We start from the raw sequence: 17,271 nt of genomic DNA on the forward strand, positions 1-17,271 counted from the left end.
GAAAAGGTCAAGGAGCTGCGCGCCGATATCGGCATCGCGCTGGACGGCGACGCCGATCGTGTCGTGATCTGCGACGAGCACGGCCAGATCGTCGATGGCGACCAGATCATGGCGATCATTGCCGGCAACTGGGCCAAGAAGGGTCTGCTCAAGGGCGGCGGGGTCGTGGCGACCGTCATGTCAAATCTCGGCCTTGAACGTTTTCTTAACAATCTTAAATTGAAATTGGAACGCACCAAGGTCGGCGACCGCTACGTCATGGAACGCATGCGCGAAGGCGGCTTCAACCTGGGTGGCGAACAGTCCGGACACGTCATATTGACCGACCACGCGACGACCGGTGACGGCCTCATGGCCGCGTTACAGGTCTTGGCGGTTCTGGTCGAATCCGGTAAGACTATGAGCCAGCTGGGCCGTCAGTTCGAGACGGTTCCGCAGATACTGAAAAACGTCCGTTTCACCGGTGCAAGTCCTTTGGACAGCGACGCCGTGAAACAGGCGATACGGGAGGGCGAAGAGATGCTCAAAGGGTCCGGCCGCGTGCTGGTCCGGCCTTCGGGTACCGAGCCTCTCATCCGGGTCATGGCCGAAGGCGATGACGAGAAACAGGTCAAGGCGGTCGTGAACCAGATTGCCGAGGCCATGAAAGCCTAAAGTCCCGGCCTTTACGGCCAGGCAAGCGTAAGACGGACCACGGGTATGAGTTTCGAGCCCCAAAAGCCAGTATCCCTGTCACGGCGTGCCGCCGTGGGTGTGCTTCTGGCCGGCCTGACGGGCAGCGCCGCCACCCATCACCTGGTTACCAGCACCGGCAGTAACGGCCGGAAATACGCCAGCTTCGGACCGCAATCCAAGCCCAAGGTGATGACGCCGCGCCATGAGTGGCCGTCGGTCGATGCCCTGGCGCAGAACATCGTCGATCAGAAGGTGTCGCCCGCCGTCAGCGTCTCGGTGATGCGCGCCGGCGATCTGCTCTATTCCAAGGGTTTCGGCGTTACCGACTTTGACTCGGGCACCTTGGCAAATGGGCGCAGCGGCTTCCGCATCGCCTCGATTTCCAAGCAGTTCACCGCCGCCGCCATTATGGTGCTGGCCGAAGCCGGCGCGTTGTCGGTCGATGATCCGTTGTCGCGCTTCCTGCCGGCGTTTCCGCGCGCGGCCGACATTACGCTCCGCCAGATGATGAGCCATACGGCGGGTCTCGGCGACTATATCAACGGCAAGTCCGAGGATCAGTTGATGGAGGCGCGCATGCGCGACTTCTCGTCCGACGAACTGCTGCGCATCATCGAAACCACCAGCCGCCCGTTGTACAAGGCGCAGCCGGGTGCACGCTGGGCCTATTCCAACAGCGGCTTCTCGTTGCTGGGGATCGTGGTCGAACGTCTGTCGGGCCAGTCGCTGGGCAGCTTCTCGAAAAAGCATCTGTTCGATCGTGCCGGCATGACCCAGACGGCGATCGACGCGACTTGCCAGGCGTCCGAAGGCTGCCATGGTTATCGCAACAATTTCCGCGCGCCCCATGGTTTCGACCGGGCGCAGGCTCTTGCGCCAAGCTTCATCGGCGGCGCGGGCGCCATTCGCTCGACAACCGAGGACCTGGTGCTGTGGCACGATGCACTTTTGAGCGGCAAGGTGCTGAAACCCGAGAGCGTGCAGGCCATGCTGACGCCTGCGGTCCTGAAGAACGGCAAGCCGGCGCTGGAGCGCGGCGGGCCCGAACCCCTCGAATACGGCTTTGGCCTGGGGCTGGGACGTTACGAGAATTCACCGTTCGCCGCCCACGGCGGCCGCGTCAACGGCTTCACCGGCCACCTGCGCAGCCTGACGGGCGAGAAGCTGAGCGTGGCCATCCTGTATAATTGCGACTGTACCGGCGCCGCGGCCTTTACCGGCATGCACAAGCGGCTTCGGGCCGAAGCGTTCAAGCAGGGCATGCTGGCTTAAATAATCGGGGCGTGGGGTCCGCGACCCCACAAAACCTTTCTACTATCAACAGAAAAAGCCCGGCCTAAAGGCTGGGCTTTTTCTGTTGATATCAGGGAAGTCTTGGGGCCACAGGCCCCAAACCTCGAAAGTTAAGCCTGCGTGTTCACCGTCTCGCCCGCGGCTTCACCGGCATCGCCGTCATAGCCATTCTTAGCCGGTGTGCCGCCCGCTGACTTTGCCGCGACTGCGACCATGGCCGGGCGGATGACGCGGCCGAACAGCTCGTAGCCGGCCTGCATGACCATGATCACGCTGCCGCCAGGGACATCTTCGGACGGCTGTTCCATGACGGCCTGATGCAGGTTCGGGTCGAACTTGTCGCCCTTCATCGGCGCGATCTTCTTGACGCCGTTCTTTTCGAACGCGCCGGCCAGTTCCTTCTCGGTCATGTCGATACCGGCGACGAAGTTCTTGAAGGCCGGGTCGGTGATCTCGTTCGGCGCCGATGCCAGGGCGCGCTGCAGCACGTCGGCGACGTTGAGCAGGCTGGTGGCGAAGCGCTGGATGCCGAAGGCACGCGCGTCATTGGCTTCGCGCTCGGCGCGGCGCTTGGTGTTCTCGGCCTCGGCGGCATAGCGCAGGGCCTGTTCCTTCAGCGCGGCGTTCTCCGCCTGCAGCTCTTCGAGCGCCTTGTTGAGAAGCTCCGTGCCGTCCTGTTCCAGGTCGCCGGTTTCAGGAGTTTCCGTCTGTTCACTCATATCGAATAGGTCCTCAAACTTATCTCTCAAGTCTTGGGGCCGCCCTCAGTCGAGCAGGCGGCCCAGAATCTTGGCGGTGTAGTCCACAAGTGGGATGATGCGCGCATAATTCAACCGGGCCGGGCCGATGATGCCGATAGCGCCGACCACCTTGGGTCCGCTGCCACGACCGTCGCTCATCATGTAGGGCGCTGCAATAACAGCCGAGCCCGATAAAGAAAACAGTTTCGACTCGGCGCCGATGAAAATTCTCACACCTTGGGCTTCGCGGACGTCGTCAAGCAGGTCGATCAGCTCTTCCTTCTGCTCCAGATCGTCGAACAGCGAACGAACGCGCTCAAGGTCCTCCTGAGTTTCGGCGCCATCCAGCAGGTTGGCGCGGCCACGCACGATCAGAGAGCGCTTTTCCTTGTCACCGCCCGACCAGACGGCCAGCCCGGCCTCGATCAGCGTCGCCGCCGCCTCATCCAGCATCTGGCGTTCCTGTTCAAGCTCGGTCTTTAGCGCCATGCGCGCTTCGGCTAAAGTCCGGCCCTTCAGGCGAGTATTGAGATAGTTCGATGCCTGCTGCAGCACCGACGGCGTCATGCCGCCCTGCAGCGGCATCAGGCGGTTTTCCACCCTTCCGTCGTCATATACCAGCACGGCCAGGGCCTGATCGGTACTTAACGAGATGAATTCGACGTGCTTGACGCCGGCTTCAAAAACCGGGGTCATGACGAGCCCTGCGCCACCCGCCAGGCCCGACAGCAGGTTGCCGGCTTGATGGAGCGCGGCATCAAACGTATTGCCGCGCGCCGTTAGCCGGGTTTCGATATCGCGCTTGGCCTCTTCGCTAAGGTCGCCGATCTCCAGCAGGCCGTCGACGAACAGGCGCAGCCCCTGATGGGTCGGCAGGCGGCCCGCCGAGGTGTGCGGCGCGGACAGGAGACCAAGCGCCGAAAGGTCCTGCATGGTATTTCGGATAGACGCCGGCGACAGGTGGACACCGCCTTTGGACAGGGTGCGCGAACCGACGGGTTCGCCGGTCTCTAAGTAGGTTTCGACCACGTGGCGGAAGATGTCGCGCGCCCGGGCGTCGAGCTCGCTTAGCGGCGCGGCCGAATTCATCAGGCTCGACATGTGGGGAGACCGTGTCATTGCGCCAATTGTAGCAAATCGGCGGCGACAGCCAAGGGGGAGTATGCCACAAGTTGCTCTTCGCCCTCCCCGCAGAGCAGGGAGGGCGAAGTGACGCCTTAACGCTTCAGCATGAAGGTCAGCGGTATATCCAACCGCTGGCGCCAGTCGGTTTCGGAGTGTTTGGTGTTTTCGAAAATCTCGGCCTTGAAGTCGCGGCCCCCAACCCAGCCCGCCGCCGGGAAGATCGGCGTGATAGCCGCTTCGTAGGGTGTAAACCGGGCGTCGAGTTCCAGCGTTCCCTGATCGGTATAGATGCGGTTCTTTACTGGCTTTAGTTTTGAGGTCTTTAGCCACATGCTCCAGGCGGTCCGCAAGACGGCGGCATCGGCCTTGATGTGTGCCTCGTCCGTCGCCCACGACGCCATCAGCCACGGCATGGACAAGGATGCGGATGATCCGAACACGGATGGATATTCGCCGTGGGCGTAAAGCGCAACGTGGCCGCCCATGCTCGACCCCATGATGGCGGTGTGGGCCGGACCGGTCAGGGTCTGGTACTTGGCATCGACAAAGGGCTTCAGCTCGGTGACGACGAATTTCAGGAAATTGTCGGAATTGGGTGCCTTGCCGTCCTCGAAGGCGCGGACGCGCGCCTGATAGTCCTTGGGCAGCAGGCGATAGACACGCTCCGGCATGTATTCGCGCGTGCGCTCCTTCACATTGTCGATGCCGACGACGATGGTCGGCGGAATACGGCCGTCCTTGATCAGCTTTGGGACGGTATCCCTCACGCCCCAGTCAGCGCCGCTGTACTGCGACGGCGTGTACAGGTTCTGGCCGTCCAGCATGTAGAGGACGGCGCAGCGCGTCGTGCCCTGGCATTCGTCGGGCACGAAGACTGTAACATCGCGCGGTTCGACGTGTTTCGACGCAAAGGCCGGGTGACGATCAAGCCGCGGCTCCGCTGCCGCCGGAAAGGCCAGCAACAGAGCCGCGATCAGGATGCGCTTCATCACTTTTTGGCCTTGCCGGCAACAAGGCGGATGGCCATGCCGCCGCCCGGCGCCAGACGGATTTTCAGCGTCTCACCGGCGGTGACCGGTTTGCTTTCAATGACGATGTCGAAGCGTGCGTCGCCGGTCATGCCGGCGTTGGGGCCGTCGCGATAGATCTGCGCCGTATAGCTGCGGTTGGCGTCGAGGAAGCTCAAAGGGACTTCGACATCGCGCGCCTGTTCGTCCGTCACGGCGCCGACATACCAGTTGTCGGACGCGCGATCCTTGCGGGCGATCGTCGCGAAGTCGCCGACTTCACCATTGAGCATGATCGACTGTTCCCAATCAACCGGCACGTCCTTGATGAACTGGAAGGGCTTCGGGTACTTGGCGTAGTTTTCCGGCAGGTCGGCGGCCATCTGGATCGGCGAATAGAGGACGACATAGAGCGCCAATTGCTTGGCCTGGGTCGAGATCAACGGCTTGCCTTGGCCCTGCAGCGACAGGATGCCCGGCGTGAAGTCCATCGGGCCTGTCAGCATGCGGGTGAAGATCAGGTTGGCTTCGTGCTCGGGCGGGTTCTGCGGATCACCCCAGGCATTGTATTCCATGCCGCGCTGGCCTTCGCGCGACACCCAGTTGGGATAGGTGCGGCGCAGGCCGGTGTCCTTGATCGGCTCGTGCGTGTTGATGGCGATCTTGTACTTGGCCGCGGTCCGGACGTTTAGCACGTAGTGGCGGACCATTTCCTGGCTGTCGTTCCAGGCAAAGCGGATGCTGCCGTCGGGCGCCTTGACCTTGGCGCCGCCGGCATCGGCGACATAGCCGGTCTTGACCGAGTCGACGCCGTACTTGGCGTACAGTTTGAAGCCGTCTTCCATCTGCGGCTCATAGACGGCGACATTGCCCGACGTTTCGTGGTGGCCGACCAGGTGAACGCCTTTTTTCAGGCCGTAGGCCGACAGGGCCGGCAGGTCAAAGTCGGGATAGGACTGGGTGAACGAGAAGTCGTCGCCGCGCGCGAACCAGTCTTCCCAGCCCTTGTTCCAGCCTTCGACCAGTACGCCGCGGAAGCCGTTCTTGGCGGCGAAATCCATATGCTTCTTGGTGTTTTCGTTATTGGCGGCATGACGCGGGCCGTATTCCCACGTGCCGGTGTTCAGGTGCATCTGCCACCAGATGCCGACATATTTGTACGGCTTGACCCACGACACATCGCCCAGCTTGTTGGGCTCATTGAGGTTCAGGATCAGATCCGACGAATTGTACAGCTTGGCTGCCGAATCCGTGATCTGGATGGTGCGCCACGGCGTCGGGAAGGGCGCTTCGCGCACGACCGGCGCGCCGAGCGCCGATGGCGCCAGACGCGTTTTCAGGCGCTGGCCATCGACGCGGCGCAACCAGTAGGCGGCGTAGTCGACCAGGGCGGCTTCATGGAACGAGATATAAAGGCCCTTGTCGGTCTTCAGTGTCATCGGCGACTGGGCCTCTGCGACCTCTTTCAGCGGCGTCTTCTGATAGACATATTCCTCGCGGTTCCATTCGCCGGCGACGTTCCACCAGGCCGTAGCCGTGTCGGCGACCGCGAATTCGGTTAGCTCGTCCATGATTTCGAGCTTTTTCAGCTGCGGCTGGTCTGGGAATTCGTAGCGGAATCCGATGCCATCGTCATAGATGCGGAAGACGACCGTCATCCTGCGGTCCTGCCATTTCTTTTGCACGACATCGACGCGCAGCTCGGTGTAGTGGTTCTTGACGACGCGGCGCTCGCCCCACGGCAGTTCCCAAGTGTCATCATGTGACGTGGTCGCGCTGGTGTCGTAGCTGAAATAGCGATCGAGCTTGGGCGCATTGGCCAGGATCAGGCCCAGGCGCGACGGCTCGATAACCGTATGGCCGTTGCGCGTCACCTGATAGGACAGGTTGCCGTCGCCACTCAGCAGAACATCGACGTGCAGCACCTTGTCGGGCGAATCCGCACCGGCGATGGATTGGTATTTCGGCGCCGCCTGTGAGCTTTGCGACACGTCGGCTGCTGGCGCCGCATCCTGCGCCAATGCGCCGCCGCAGCCAAGGCTTAAGCCAATCGAAAGGGCAATCGCCGAGGGACGAATAAGGGCCTGCATGGTGTTTCCTCTGGTGTTTGTGCACACACTTGATGTCAGGCGTGAATCTGGTTCCCGTGCCACTCAGCCCGTCACGACTGTAACCCCGCACTTCGACGCTGAAAACAGGGTGAATACGTATTCACGCCGCGGCAGCGCCACTTTTTGCAAAGCCTGATCCTGTAAACACAAGGCTTTGCGGGTCGTTTTTTGCATCGTCTGCAAAAAAACCAATTCAAGAATACGTATACCGTGAGACTCATTGCCCGGCTTGCGGCATAGATGCTGTCAACGAAATGTTAAGCCCATGGCTACGCCAGCAAGCGGCCGGGCTCAGGGAATTGGTGTGAGGAACAAGGTGTCTATGCTGCGCACAAAATTTGGCGTTATCGGTGTGTCGTGTGCGGCCCTGGCCATTGCATTATTTACGCCTGCCTTTGCGGCGGAAGAGTTCTTTGGCGACCACAATCCGACCATCGTCTCGACCGGACCAGCGACCAATGGACCCGCCGTAGCGTCGCCATGGTCGAACGCCATGAAGCAGGGCATCGGGTCGTCCTACGAAGCCTATAAGGACTTCAAATATTCGGATACGGCCGCGACTGGTAAGGTGTCCAAGGTATGGTTCTCGCTGGCTCAGGGCATTGTCACCGAGACCATGTTCGGCCGCATCGACCAGGCGCAGATCCGTGAACTGAAGTTCGCCGTCACGGGTAAAGGCTGGACCGCCTTCGAAGGCGCCGACACGACGTCGCACATCGTCTATATCCACACCGACGCCGCCGGCCGGCCTTTGTCGCCCGCCTATCGCGTCACAACGACCGACAAGCAGGGCCGCTTTGTCATCATCAAGGACGTGCTGACCGACCCGGATCACCAGTCGCTGGTTTTGCGCGTCACGATCAAGGCGCTGAAAGGCCCGGTCACGCCTTATCTCATCCTCGACCCCTCGGTCGCCAATACGTCGGGCGACGACGAAGGACGCGCCAGCTCCACCTCCCTGACCGCATGGCAGGGTAAGGCCGCGATCGTGCTGCGCAGCAATTCGCCATTCAGACAAGCGACGGTCGGTTACACAGGCGTCTCGGACAATATTGCCGAACTGACCAAGGGCCAGGCCCTGGGCACGCTGAACAGCACGCTTAAGGACGGCAAGGGCAATATCCTGATGGTGGCGCAACTGGCGCCGGTCGCCAAGTCGGCGACGCAGGACTTCGCGCTCGGCTTCGGCGGTTCGGCTGAGGCCGCCAGTGCGGAAGCCTCCGCCACGCTGAAAACCGGCTACGCCAAGGTCCTGGCCAGGTTCAATGCCGACTGGGATGGCTATCTGGCCTCGTTGGCCGACCTGAAGAGCCTGGTTCCGCTGACCGGCGACAATGGCAAGCTGCTCTATTCCAGCGCCATAGCGCTCAAGGTCCAGGAAGACCGCACCTATGCCGGCGCGCTGATCGCCTCGCTGTCCAATCCATGGGGCGACGCGCTGAAGACCGACGTGTCGCACACCGGCTATAAGGCCGTGTGGCCGCGCGACTTCTATCAGGTCGCCATGGCGCTGGCTGCGCTTGGTGACAAGCAGACGCCGGTTGCCGCCTATCGCTACCTGCCGACCGTGCAGGTCACCGACAAGATGAAGGGCAATACCGGCGCCACCGGCTGGTTCCTGCAAAAAACCCACGTTGACGGCACGCTGGAATGGGTCGGCGTCCAGCTTGACCAGACGGCCATGCCGATCCTGCTCGGTGCGCGTCTGGAAGCCATGGGCCTCATTAAAAAGGACGAATTGCTGTCCTCCTACAAGACCATGTTGAAGCCGGCGGCCGATTTTCTGAGCAACGGCGGCAAGGTCGGGCTCGACTGGAACACGGCGACGATCACGCCGCCCTACGCCCAGCAGGAACGCTGGGAAGAGCAGGAGGGCCACTCGCCCTCGACGACCGCGGCGATCATCGCCGGTCTGGTCGCCGCTGCCGATATAGCAACCCAAGCCGGCGATGCCGACAGCGCCAAGCTCTATACGGCCAAGGCCGATGAATATTCGCAAAAGCTCGATCAACGCCTGCTGACCACGACAGGCAAGGTGCGCGGCGAAGACAAGGTCGACACCTATTACCTGCGCATTTCGCGTTCTGAAGACGCCAACAATCCGGGCGTGCTCGATGAGCGTAATGGCCTGAAGGGCCTGCGCGCCGATCTCATGGTTGACGCCGGTTTCCTGGAGCTGGTGCGCTACGGCGTGCGTCCGGCCGACGACAAGAACATCATCGGCTCGCTGGCCGTGGTCGACGACCAGACCCTGCCGGATGCCTTACGCGTCCGCTACGATTTCAAGTTCGGTGACCTGACCGTTCCAGGTTTCCGCCGCTACGGCAATGACGGCTATGGCGACAAGACCTCGGGCGGTGACTATGGCGACATGACCCCGGACCAGCGCGGCCGGGTGTGGCCGATCTTTACCGGCGAACGCGGTCATTACGAGCTGGCGGTCGATGGGCTTAAGCCCGGCGGCGCCACCGACGCCGACATCCAGGCGATCCGCGCCACCTATGTGCGCGGCATGGAGGCCTTCGCCAATGAGGGGCTGATGCTGCCGGAACAGGTGTTCGATGGCGTGGGTCAGCCGGGCCCGCACGACTACGTTGTCGGCGAAGGCACCGAAAGTGCCACGCCGCTGGCCTGGAGCCACGCTGAATACGTCAAGCTTTTGCGCAGCCTGCGGGACAAGGCGGTCTGGGACCGCAACCCGACCACTGCGCGTCACTTTCAGGTCAAGGAATAGGTCTCAACCCTTTGGCCCAACTTAGCCCTCGCCGTGTCTCCCGCGGCGAGGGCTTTTTCTTTGCACAAACTCCAATCGTCTACTATAAGAGACGAATGGACGATTCTGTAGACGAAACAGGTGAGCGCATTGCCCGCCGTATCCGGCTGGAGCGCGAAGCGCGCGGCTGGTCGCTGGCCTATCTGGCAACGCGGTCGGGCGTTGCCAAGGCCAGCATCAGCAAGATCGAGCGCGGCGAGATGAGCCCGACCGCCGTTCTGCTGGTCAAGCTGTCGGCGGCCTTCGACCTGACACTTGCCGGACTGCTGCTGCGCGCCGAAGGCAATGGCGGTCGCGTGTCGCGCGCAGGCGATCAGCCTTTGTGGACCGACCCCGAAACCGGTTATGTCCGCCGCCAGATATTCGTCCGCCCGGACCATCCTGTCGAGGTCGTGCGCGTCGAAATGCCGGCGGGCAAGAGCGTGACCCTGCCGGCCTCCTCCTATGCCCGTATCCGCCAGGCCGTATGGGTGCTGGATGGCGAAATGATCATTACCGAAGGCGGCGAGCGCTTTGAACTGAAGGCCGGCGATTGTCTTGGATTCGGTTCGCCGGCGGATACGACCTTTGCCAATGAGAGCGGTACGGCCTGCACCTATGCCGTCGTTCTGGCGCGCAGTTGAAGGGAGGGTTGCGCATGGACATTCGCGCATTGGATATCTCACTGCCGATCCGGGAAGCATTGAGCGAGATCCTTGTCGAAGTCGTGGCCGGCGGCGGCTCGGTCAGCTTCATGCATCCGCTGGCGATCGATGCCGCGGCGCGCTTCTGGAACCAGTCGCTGGCGGCGGCCGAGCGCGGCGAACGCATTGTCCTGGGGCTTTTCGAGAACGAGGTTCTGGCGGGAACGGTGACGGTTCTGCTCGACTGCCCACCTAACCAGCCGCACCGCGCCGAGATCGCCAAACTGATGGTCCGTCCCAGCCATCGTGGCCGGGGGTATGCGCGCGCGTTGCTCATTGAGGCCCAGGCGCGCGCAGTGGCAAATGACCGCACGCTGCTGGTGCTGGATACCGCTACCGACGGCGGCGCCATGGGCCTGTACGAAAGCCTGGGTTTTGTGCCGGCCGGTATTATCCCCGACTATGCGCTGAAGCCGCACGGTGGATTTACCGGCACGATGATCTACTGGAAGAAGCTTGGCGTATAAGTTCTTCCGCCTGATCAGAGTCTTATTGGTTTTTTATTCCGTTCCATGTCAATTCTGCCTTTCGCGGGCATAGGCAGGTTAATACTACCCGCACGATGGGGACCGGACGTCCAATATGAATTTTGTAACTCAGGACGATGCGCAAACGACCAAGCGTTACCTGGCGGCCATCGTCGACTCTTCTGACGACGCCATTATCTCCAAGACGCTCGACGGCATTATCACCTCCTGGAACGCGGCCGCGCAACGCATATTCGGGTATTCGGCCGAAGAAGCGATCGGCCAGCACATTTCGCTCATCATTCCCAAGAGCCGGCTGGACGAAGAATACATCATTATCGGCAAGGTGCGCGCAGGCCAGCGTGTCGAACACTTTGAAACGCTGCGCTGCGCCCGGGACGGTACCCTGGTGGATGTCTCGCTGACGATTTCACCGATCCACGACGACGACGGTAATGTCATCGGCGCGTCGAATGTCGCACGCGATATCCGGGTAGCCAGATCCGCCGAACGGACCAGCGCCTATCTGGCGGCCATCGTCGAGTCGTCGGACGACGTCATCGTGTCTAAGAACCTCGACGGCATCATCACGTCTTGGAATGCTGCGGCCCAGCGTGTGTTCGGCTATACGCCGGAAGAGGCAATCGGCAAACACATTACCTTGATCATTCCTCCGAACAAGATCGAGGAGGAGTATGGCATTCTCGCTAAGGTCAAGGCGGGCCAAAGGGTCGACCATTTCGAAACGGTACGGCGCGCCAAGGATGGCAGCCTCGTCGACCTGTCGGTGACCGTATCGCCGATCCTCGATTCGCGAGGCCGGATCATCGGCGCGTCGAAGGTGGCGCGCGACATCGGCGAGCGCAAGCGCATCGAAGCCCTGCTTGAGGAGAGCAATCGCCGCCGCGACGAGTTCATGGCCAATATGAGCCACGAACTGCGCACGCCACTGAACGCCGTCATCGGCCTGGCCCACATCCTGTCCAAGTCCGAGCGGCTGAACCCCCGCGAACAGCAGTGCGTCGGCATGATCCGGCAAAGCGGCGACACCTTGCTGGCGCTGATCAACAACCTGCTCGATTACTCAAAGGCCGAGACCGGCTCGCTTCAGCTCGAAGCCATAGAGTTCGACCTGCCGGAAACGATCGAAAAGTGCGTGATGATGATGGACGCGGAGGTGAAGTCGAAAGGGCTTGAGCTCGGACTGACCTATGACGGACCGTTGCGGGAATACTATGTCGGCGATCCCCTGCGGCTGCAGCAGATCGTCACCAATCTTTTGGCCAATGCCGTCAAGTTCACCGACAAAGGCCGCATCGACGTCATGGTCGCGCTGAGGTCGGAAGACAGCGACCAGTCCTGCCTTAGCCTGTCGGTGGCGGATACCGGCGTCGGCATCCCGGCCGACAAGGTTGATGTCATCTTCGACAAGTTCATGCAGGCCGATGCGTCGGTTGCGCGCTCGCATGGCGGATCGGGACTTGGATTGTCGATCTGCAAGGCATTGGCCGAAGCCATGGGCGGAGCCATATCGGTCCAGAGCACGCCGGGCCTCGGCTCGACCTTTACCGTCAATATCTGCCTGGCCCACAGCGCGCGCGACGAGCGAATGAACGCCGATACGGAAACGGCCGAGGCGCGCCGCAACGTATTGGTGGTCGAGGATTTCGAGCCCAATGTCCTGGTGGTATCGAGCGTCCTGGACGAACTGGGTTACAGTTATGACGTCGCGACCAACGGCATGGAAGGTGTGCGCCGGGTCGAACGCGGCGCCTATGACCTGATCCTGATGGACGTGCAGATGCCGGGCATGGACGGGTTCGAAAGCACGCGCCGTATCCGCCAGATGGAGAGCGAACGCGGCGCCCATCGCACGCCGATCGTCGCCATGACCGCCCACGTCTTTGACCGCGACAAGCACAAGTGCCTGGAAGCCGGCATGGACGACTTCATCCCCAAGCCCTTCGATCCCAAGCAGTTGGAAAGCGTGCTGTCCCGGCTGATCAACCAGCTTCACTAGTGCAGCGTGAACTCGCCATCGACAGCCCGCCATTCACCGGGCCTGATCAGTTTCTGGTGGGCATAGCGCACCGAATGCAGGGGCCCGTCGAGATTGGCTTCCCAGAAGTCGAGGAACTTCTTCAGCGCCGGAAAGTCCGGAGCGATGTCGTAGTCCTGCCAGACATAGGTCTGGAGCACGGACCGGAAGTCGGGCATGTGGTAGAGGATATGGGCGGTGGTCAGGCCATACCCCATCATCTGTAGCTGGAATTCGGGCGAAACACGCATTTTGACTTGACTCCTTACAGTCAAAAAGCCTATCGCGATTTCGCCAAATTTCAAGAGAATTTGTATTTAAATACAATATGTTAGCAGCGCATTGCGATGAGTGCTGCTAGCGGTGGTCCGGTGACAGTAGATCGATGACGCGCCCGCCGTGGCGTTGCGCCTCGAACGCCATCAGGTCGTGCGCCAGACCGATAACCGTTTCCGCTTTCAGATCCTTTGGGTCCATGCCTTTATCTAACCCGTGACGCATATATATAGGCTGCACTTCCGGCGAACGCAGGAAGCCGCCCATCGCCCAGTCGGGAAAGGCGCGTGCGTCGACCTCGGATGCCGCGATGACGCTGAGGTCCGCATGGCGTTCGTCCGCCTTGATGCGTTCGTAGGTTTCAAGCACGACCGGCGCGTCCCCTTCCAGGACTTGCAGAAAGCTTGTTTTGTCGAAGATCAGGAAGCCGGTAATGCCGTGCCGCGAGTTGTTGCGCTGCGACGCCGTCAGTATCTCGCGCACGGTCGAAAGGCTGCCTTGGGCGCCGGTGTACCGGCTGCGGTAGATAAGCTGATAAACCATGAAACGCCTTCCCATGCGCGACAGAACGGGCAAATTCTACCGGACAAATTGCTCAACTTAGGTAAACAAACGGGCATTGCCAGCGTGAATTTCTCATTCTATTCCTTTTGAAACGATTTCGAGGAAAACCATTATGTCACGTCTTCATATTGCCACGACGCTCCTTGCCGGTGTCCTGTTCACCAGCCCCGCTTTCGCCGCCACCAAGACCGACGCCGAAGTCGATGCGCTTCTGAAAGCATTGCCTGTCACAGAGGCCTCGGCGACCGCGATCGCGGCGCGCTGTGACGGCATCTACACCCTGTCCAACCGCGCCAAGACCGAGCTTGAGGCGCGTAAAGGAACAGCGACCCTGAAAGACGATTTTGCCGCCTTCGATACCCTGCTGCTGGGCTTGGGGGACGGCTTCAACGAGATGTATCTGATCTCGCAGACCTCGACCTCGAAGGAAGCGCGCGACGCCGCCGAGGCCTGCATTCCCAAACTGTCGGACCTGTCGACCGCCATTTCGCTGTCGCGGCCGATCTATGACCGCCTGGCCGCCATCCCGGCCAAGGGGCTGGACGAAAAGACGGCCTTCACGCTCAGAAAGATGCTGACCAACTACAAGCTGTCGGGCGTCGACAAGGACGATGCGACGCGCGCCAGGGTCGCGGCGCTGCAGACCGAGATCACCCAGATCGGCCTGAAGTTCGCCGCCAATATCCGCGACGACAAGGGCGACATCAAGCTGAAACCGGAGGACCTGGCTGGCCTGCCGCAAGACTATCTTGACGCGCATAAGCCCGCCGCCGACGGCTTCGTCCACCTGACCTACGACTATCCGGACGTTTTCCCTGTGCTCGACTTCGCCAGCAAGCGCGAGACGCGCAAAACCGTCCTGACCGGCTTTCGCAACCGCGCCTGGCCGGCCAATGAGACCGTGCTGAAGTCGCTCTTGGAAAAGCGCTATGAGCTGGCCCAGACCCTTGGTTATCCGGACTACGCGACCCTGGTCACCGCCGACAAGATGATCGGCAATCCTCAGCGTGCCGCCCAGTTCCTGGACGACGTCAATGTCGCCGCCAAGCCCGGCGCCGAGGCCGACTATGCCGAGCTGCTGGCCTTTGCAAAGACGGTCGACCCGACCATCACGACGCTGCAGTCCTATGACAATGCCTATCTGTCGAACCTGCTGCGCAAGCAGAAATATGCGGTCGACGCCGCCGAGGTTCGACAGTACTTCACCTATGACAAGGCGCGCGCCGGCATTTTCGGCCTGATCGGCGACCTGTTCGGCGCCGAGTTCAAGCCGTGGAACACGCAGACCTGGGACAAAAACGTTTCGGCCTGGGAACTCTACGACAAAAAGAGCGGCAAGCTGGTCGGCCGCTTCTATCTCGACATGCATCCGCGCGAGGGCAAGTATAACCATGCCGCCCAGTTCCCGATCCGCACGGGCATCGAAGGCCGCCAGATTCCCGTCGGCGCCCTGATCTGCAACTTCCCGGGCACCGGCCCGATGGACCACGACGATGTCGTGACCTTCCTGCACGAATTCGGCCATCTGATCCACGCCCTCTATTCCGGCCACACCCAGTATGGCGTCCAGTCGATGGGCAACCTGCAATGGGACTTCATCGAGGCGCCGTCGCAGCTGCTGGAGGAATGGACCTGGGACTACGACACGCTGAAGACCTTTGCCTCCAACCCCGAAGGAAAGCCGATCCCGCAGGATCTGGTCGCAAAGATGAATGCCGGCCGCCGCTTCGGTGAACCTGGCATGTGGAAGCGCCAGCTGGGCCTCGCCGCCGTGTCGCTCAACTATTATAACCGCAAGCCCGACTTCGATCTCGACGGCATGTACGACCAGCAGACGGCGCGCTATTCGCAGTTTCCGCCGCTGGAAGGCGCGCACGACTATGCCAGCTTCGGTCACCTCGATGGCTATTCGTCGATCTACTACACCTATGTCTGGTCCAAGGCGATCGCGCTTGATCTCTTCACCGCGTTCGAAAAGGCGGGTATCCGCAATCCAGAGGTCGCCGGCCGTTATCGCAAGCTGGTGCTGGAACCCGGCGGGTCTCAGGACGCCAATGTCCTGATCCAGAACTTCCTTGGCCGGCCGCTCAGCCTCGAGGCATTCAAAACGGAATTGCAGAAGAAATAAAGCATCCTTCTCACTGAAAACTTACGACAAATCTGGGCACATGGCGGCATCGCGCAAAGGATGCCCGCCATGCCCCTTCTGATGATCGTCCGTTTCTGGCTGTCTATGCTGTCCTGGGTCATTCTGGGGGCATCAGCCTATTTGCTGTGGACATGGTACCAAGGCGAAGAGGTCTTGAGGCCGGATGGCCTGCTGGCCACCGCCCGCGAAGACTGGCGGCTGTGGACGGGTCTGGGTCTTCTGGCCTGGTCGTTCCTGGGCGGCTTCATCGTCCGGCCGTTCCTGGCCAAGCCCGACCGCAAGCCGCTTGAGGCGCGTCGCGGCGACGGCGAGGTGATCGACGGCGCGCGCGGCGCAAAACTCTATGTCGAACAAATCGGCCCGAAGGACGCGCCCTGTCTTGTCCTGACCCATGGCTGGGGCCTTGACAGCACGATCTGGGCCTATGCCAAGCGCGAACTGTCGCAAACCTTCCGCGTCGTTGTCTGGGACCTGCCCGGCATGGGGCGTTCGCGCGCCGGCCCGGATGGCGTGCACCTGTCGGCATTCGCGGAAGACCTCAGGCGGGTCATCGACTATACCGGGGCGCGCAAGGTCGTCGTTGCCGGCCACAGCATCGGCGGCATGACGATCCAGACGTTGGCGCGCGACAATCCGGCCTTTTTTAACGACCGCATCGCCGGCACCGTGCTGATCAATACGACGCATACCAATCCACTGAAGACCATGATCCTGAGCGGCCTGGTGCAGGCCCTGCGTCCTTTGATCATCCTGCAATTGCGGCTGACGGCGTGGCTTGAGCCGCTGGCCTTTGTCGGCGCCTGGCAGAGCTATCTCAATGGCATGGCGCATATCGGCAATCGCCTGGGCTTCGGGCCGCACGTGACGCATAGCCAGCTTAATTATGTTACGCTTCTGGCGACGCGCAATTCGCAGCGCGCCCAGGCGCTCGGCAACCTGTCGATGATCCATTGGGACGCCACCGGTGCGCTGAAAGGCGTTGATGCGCCGGTGCTGGTCCTGGGCGGCAAGGGCGATATCGTCACCAAGCCTGAAGCCAGCCGGACCATTGCCGCGACCACGCCGAATGCCGGCCTCGAAATCGTCGAGGAAGTCAATCACATGGGCTTTGTCGAGCGTTCCGAAGCCTATAACCGCGCCATCGCCGCCTTTGCCGCCGTGGTGCTCAAATCGCCTTCCACGCCTAAAGCGACGACCGAGCTGCCGCAGCGCCATCCCGTAACGGTCTGAAAAACCCGTCCAGCCCCTAAATTTTTTAGGGACATTGCCTCTTGCGAGGTGCGACGGCTTACCCATATCCGCTGTGATCCGGAAGACGCCGCGCATGCGGCGCATCTGGAAAATTGAAACTTTTCATCTCAACGGGGATG

14 protein-coding genes are annotated in these 17,271 nt (G+C 61.4%); 8 read left to right on the forward strand and 6 right to left on the reverse strand.

All coding sequences use genetic code 11. From position 1 onward, the window contains the following. Both J2X24_RS12760 and J2X24_RS12765 read left to right on the forward strand, forming a co-directional pair. Nucleotides 1–654 (forward strand): phosphohexomutase domain-containing protein (locus tag J2X24_RS12760; RefSeq protein WP_483415017.1); only part of this gene is annotated, 654 nt, incomplete at its 5' end. Nucleotides 655–699: 45 nt separating this feature from the next. Then, on the forward strand, nt 700–1,947 hold the full coding sequence (locus J2X24_RS12765) for a serine hydrolase domain-containing protein (RefSeq protein WP_209722088.1): 1,248 nt from the start codon (nt 700–702) through the stop codon (nt 1,945–1,947). Between the two features lie 131 nt (nt 1,948–2,078). Here J2X24_RS12765 and grpE read toward each other — a convergent pair whose 3' ends face one another. The 4 genes from grpE to J2X24_RS12785 all read right to left on the reverse strand — a co-directional run bounded on the left by grpE (nt 2,079) and on the right by J2X24_RS12785 (nt 6,930). Further along, nucleotides 2,079–2,687 (reverse strand): nucleotide exchange factor GrpE, encoded by a 609-nt coding sequence (gene grpE / locus J2X24_RS12770; RefSeq protein ID WP_209722091.1) that lies wholly within the window; start codon nt 2,685–2,687, stop codon nt 2,079–2,081. A gap of 45 nt (nt 2,688–2,732) precedes the next feature. Next, nucleotides 2,733–3,809 (reverse strand): heat-inducible transcriptional repressor HrcA, encoded by a 1,077-nt coding sequence (gene hrcA, locus J2X24_RS12775; RefSeq protein ID WP_209722709.1) that lies wholly within the window; start codon nt 3,807–3,809, stop codon nt 2,733–2,735. Nucleotides 3,810–3,925: 116 nt separating this feature from the next. Next, the gene (locus tag J2X24_RS12780; protein WP_209722094.1) at nt 3,926–4,822 is read right to left on the reverse strand and encodes an alpha/beta hydrolase; all 897 of its coding nucleotides are present in this window, start codon (nt 4,820–4,822) and stop codon (nt 3,926–3,928) included. Beyond that, a complete protein-coding gene (locus J2X24_RS12785) occupies nt 4,822–6,930 on the reverse strand; it encodes a glycoside hydrolase family 97 protein (protein WP_209722109.1) in 2,109 nt (702 codons plus the stop codon). Before J2X24_RS12785 ends, J2X24_RS12780 begins: the two co-directional genes overlap by 1 nt. 343 nt (nt 6,931–7,273) lie before the next feature. Between J2X24_RS12785 and J2X24_RS12790 the strand changes: the two genes are divergently transcribed. From J2X24_RS12790 to J2X24_RS12805, 4 genes are all read left to right on the forward strand, one after another. After that, a complete protein-coding gene (locus J2X24_RS12790) occupies nt 7,274–9,685 on the forward strand; it encodes a glucan 1,4-alpha-glucosidase (RefSeq protein ID WP_209722111.1) in 2,412 nt (803 codons plus the stop codon). A 95-nt stretch (nt 9,686–9,780) separates the two neighbouring features. Further along, complete coding sequence (locus J2X24_RS12795; RefSeq protein WP_209722113.1) at nt 9,781–10,347, forward strand: helix-turn-helix domain-containing protein; 567 nt, start codon at nt 9,781–9,783, stop codon at nt 10,345–10,347. Between the two features lie 14 nt (nt 10,348–10,361). Beyond that, on the forward strand, nt 10,362–10,874 hold the full coding sequence (locus J2X24_RS12800) for a GNAT family N-acetyltransferase (RefSeq protein WP_209722115.1): 513 nt from the start codon (nt 10,362–10,364) through the stop codon (nt 10,872–10,874). 115 nt (nt 10,875–10,989) lie between these two features. Beyond that, complete coding sequence (locus tag J2X24_RS12805) at nt 10,990–12,894, forward strand: PAS domain-containing hybrid sensor histidine kinase/response regulator (protein ID WP_209722117.1); 1,905 nt, start codon at nt 10,990–10,992, stop codon at nt 12,892–12,894. On the opposite strand, the gene J2X24_RS12810 is transcribed toward J2X24_RS12805, so the two are convergent. Together J2X24_RS12810 and J2X24_RS12815 are read right to left on the reverse strand one after the other, a co-directional pair. Continuing rightward, nucleotides 12,891–13,163 carry an usg protein gene (locus J2X24_RS12810; RefSeq protein WP_209722118.1) on the reverse strand — a complete coding sequence of 91 codons (273 nt, stop codon included), beginning with the start codon at nt 13,161–13,163 and terminating at the stop codon, nt 12,891–12,893. The two genes, J2X24_RS12805 and J2X24_RS12810, sit on opposite strands and share 4 nt — an antisense overlap. Nucleotides 13,164–13,269: 106 nt before the next feature. Next, nucleotides 13,270–13,731, reverse strand: a complete 462-nt coding sequence (locus J2X24_RS12815; RefSeq protein WP_209722120.1) for a BLUF domain-containing protein — start codon at nt 13,729–13,731, stop codon at nt 13,270–13,272. Nucleotides 13,732–13,864: 133 nt separating this feature from the next. On the opposite strand from J2X24_RS12815, the gene J2X24_RS12820 reads away from it, so the two are divergent. Together J2X24_RS12820 and J2X24_RS12825 are read left to right on the forward strand one after the other, a co-directional pair. Beyond that, entirely contained in the window at nt 13,865–15,880 is a 2,016-nt protein-coding gene (locus tag J2X24_RS12820; RefSeq protein ID WP_209722122.1) for a M3 family metallopeptidase, read from the forward strand. A gap of 69 nt (nt 15,881–15,949) precedes the next feature. Then, nucleotides 15,950–17,131, forward strand: a complete 1,182-nt coding sequence (locus J2X24_RS12825) for an alpha/beta fold hydrolase (protein WP_209722124.1) — start codon at nt 15,950–15,952, stop codon at nt 17,129–17,131. The last annotated feature ends 140 nt before the right edge of the window (nt 17,132–17,271 follow it).

The organism is Asticcacaulis solisilvae, from assembly GCF_017875235.1.
GTDB lineage: Bacteria > Pseudomonadota > Alphaproteobacteria > Caulobacterales > Caulobacteraceae > Asticcacaulis > Asticcacaulis solisilvae_A.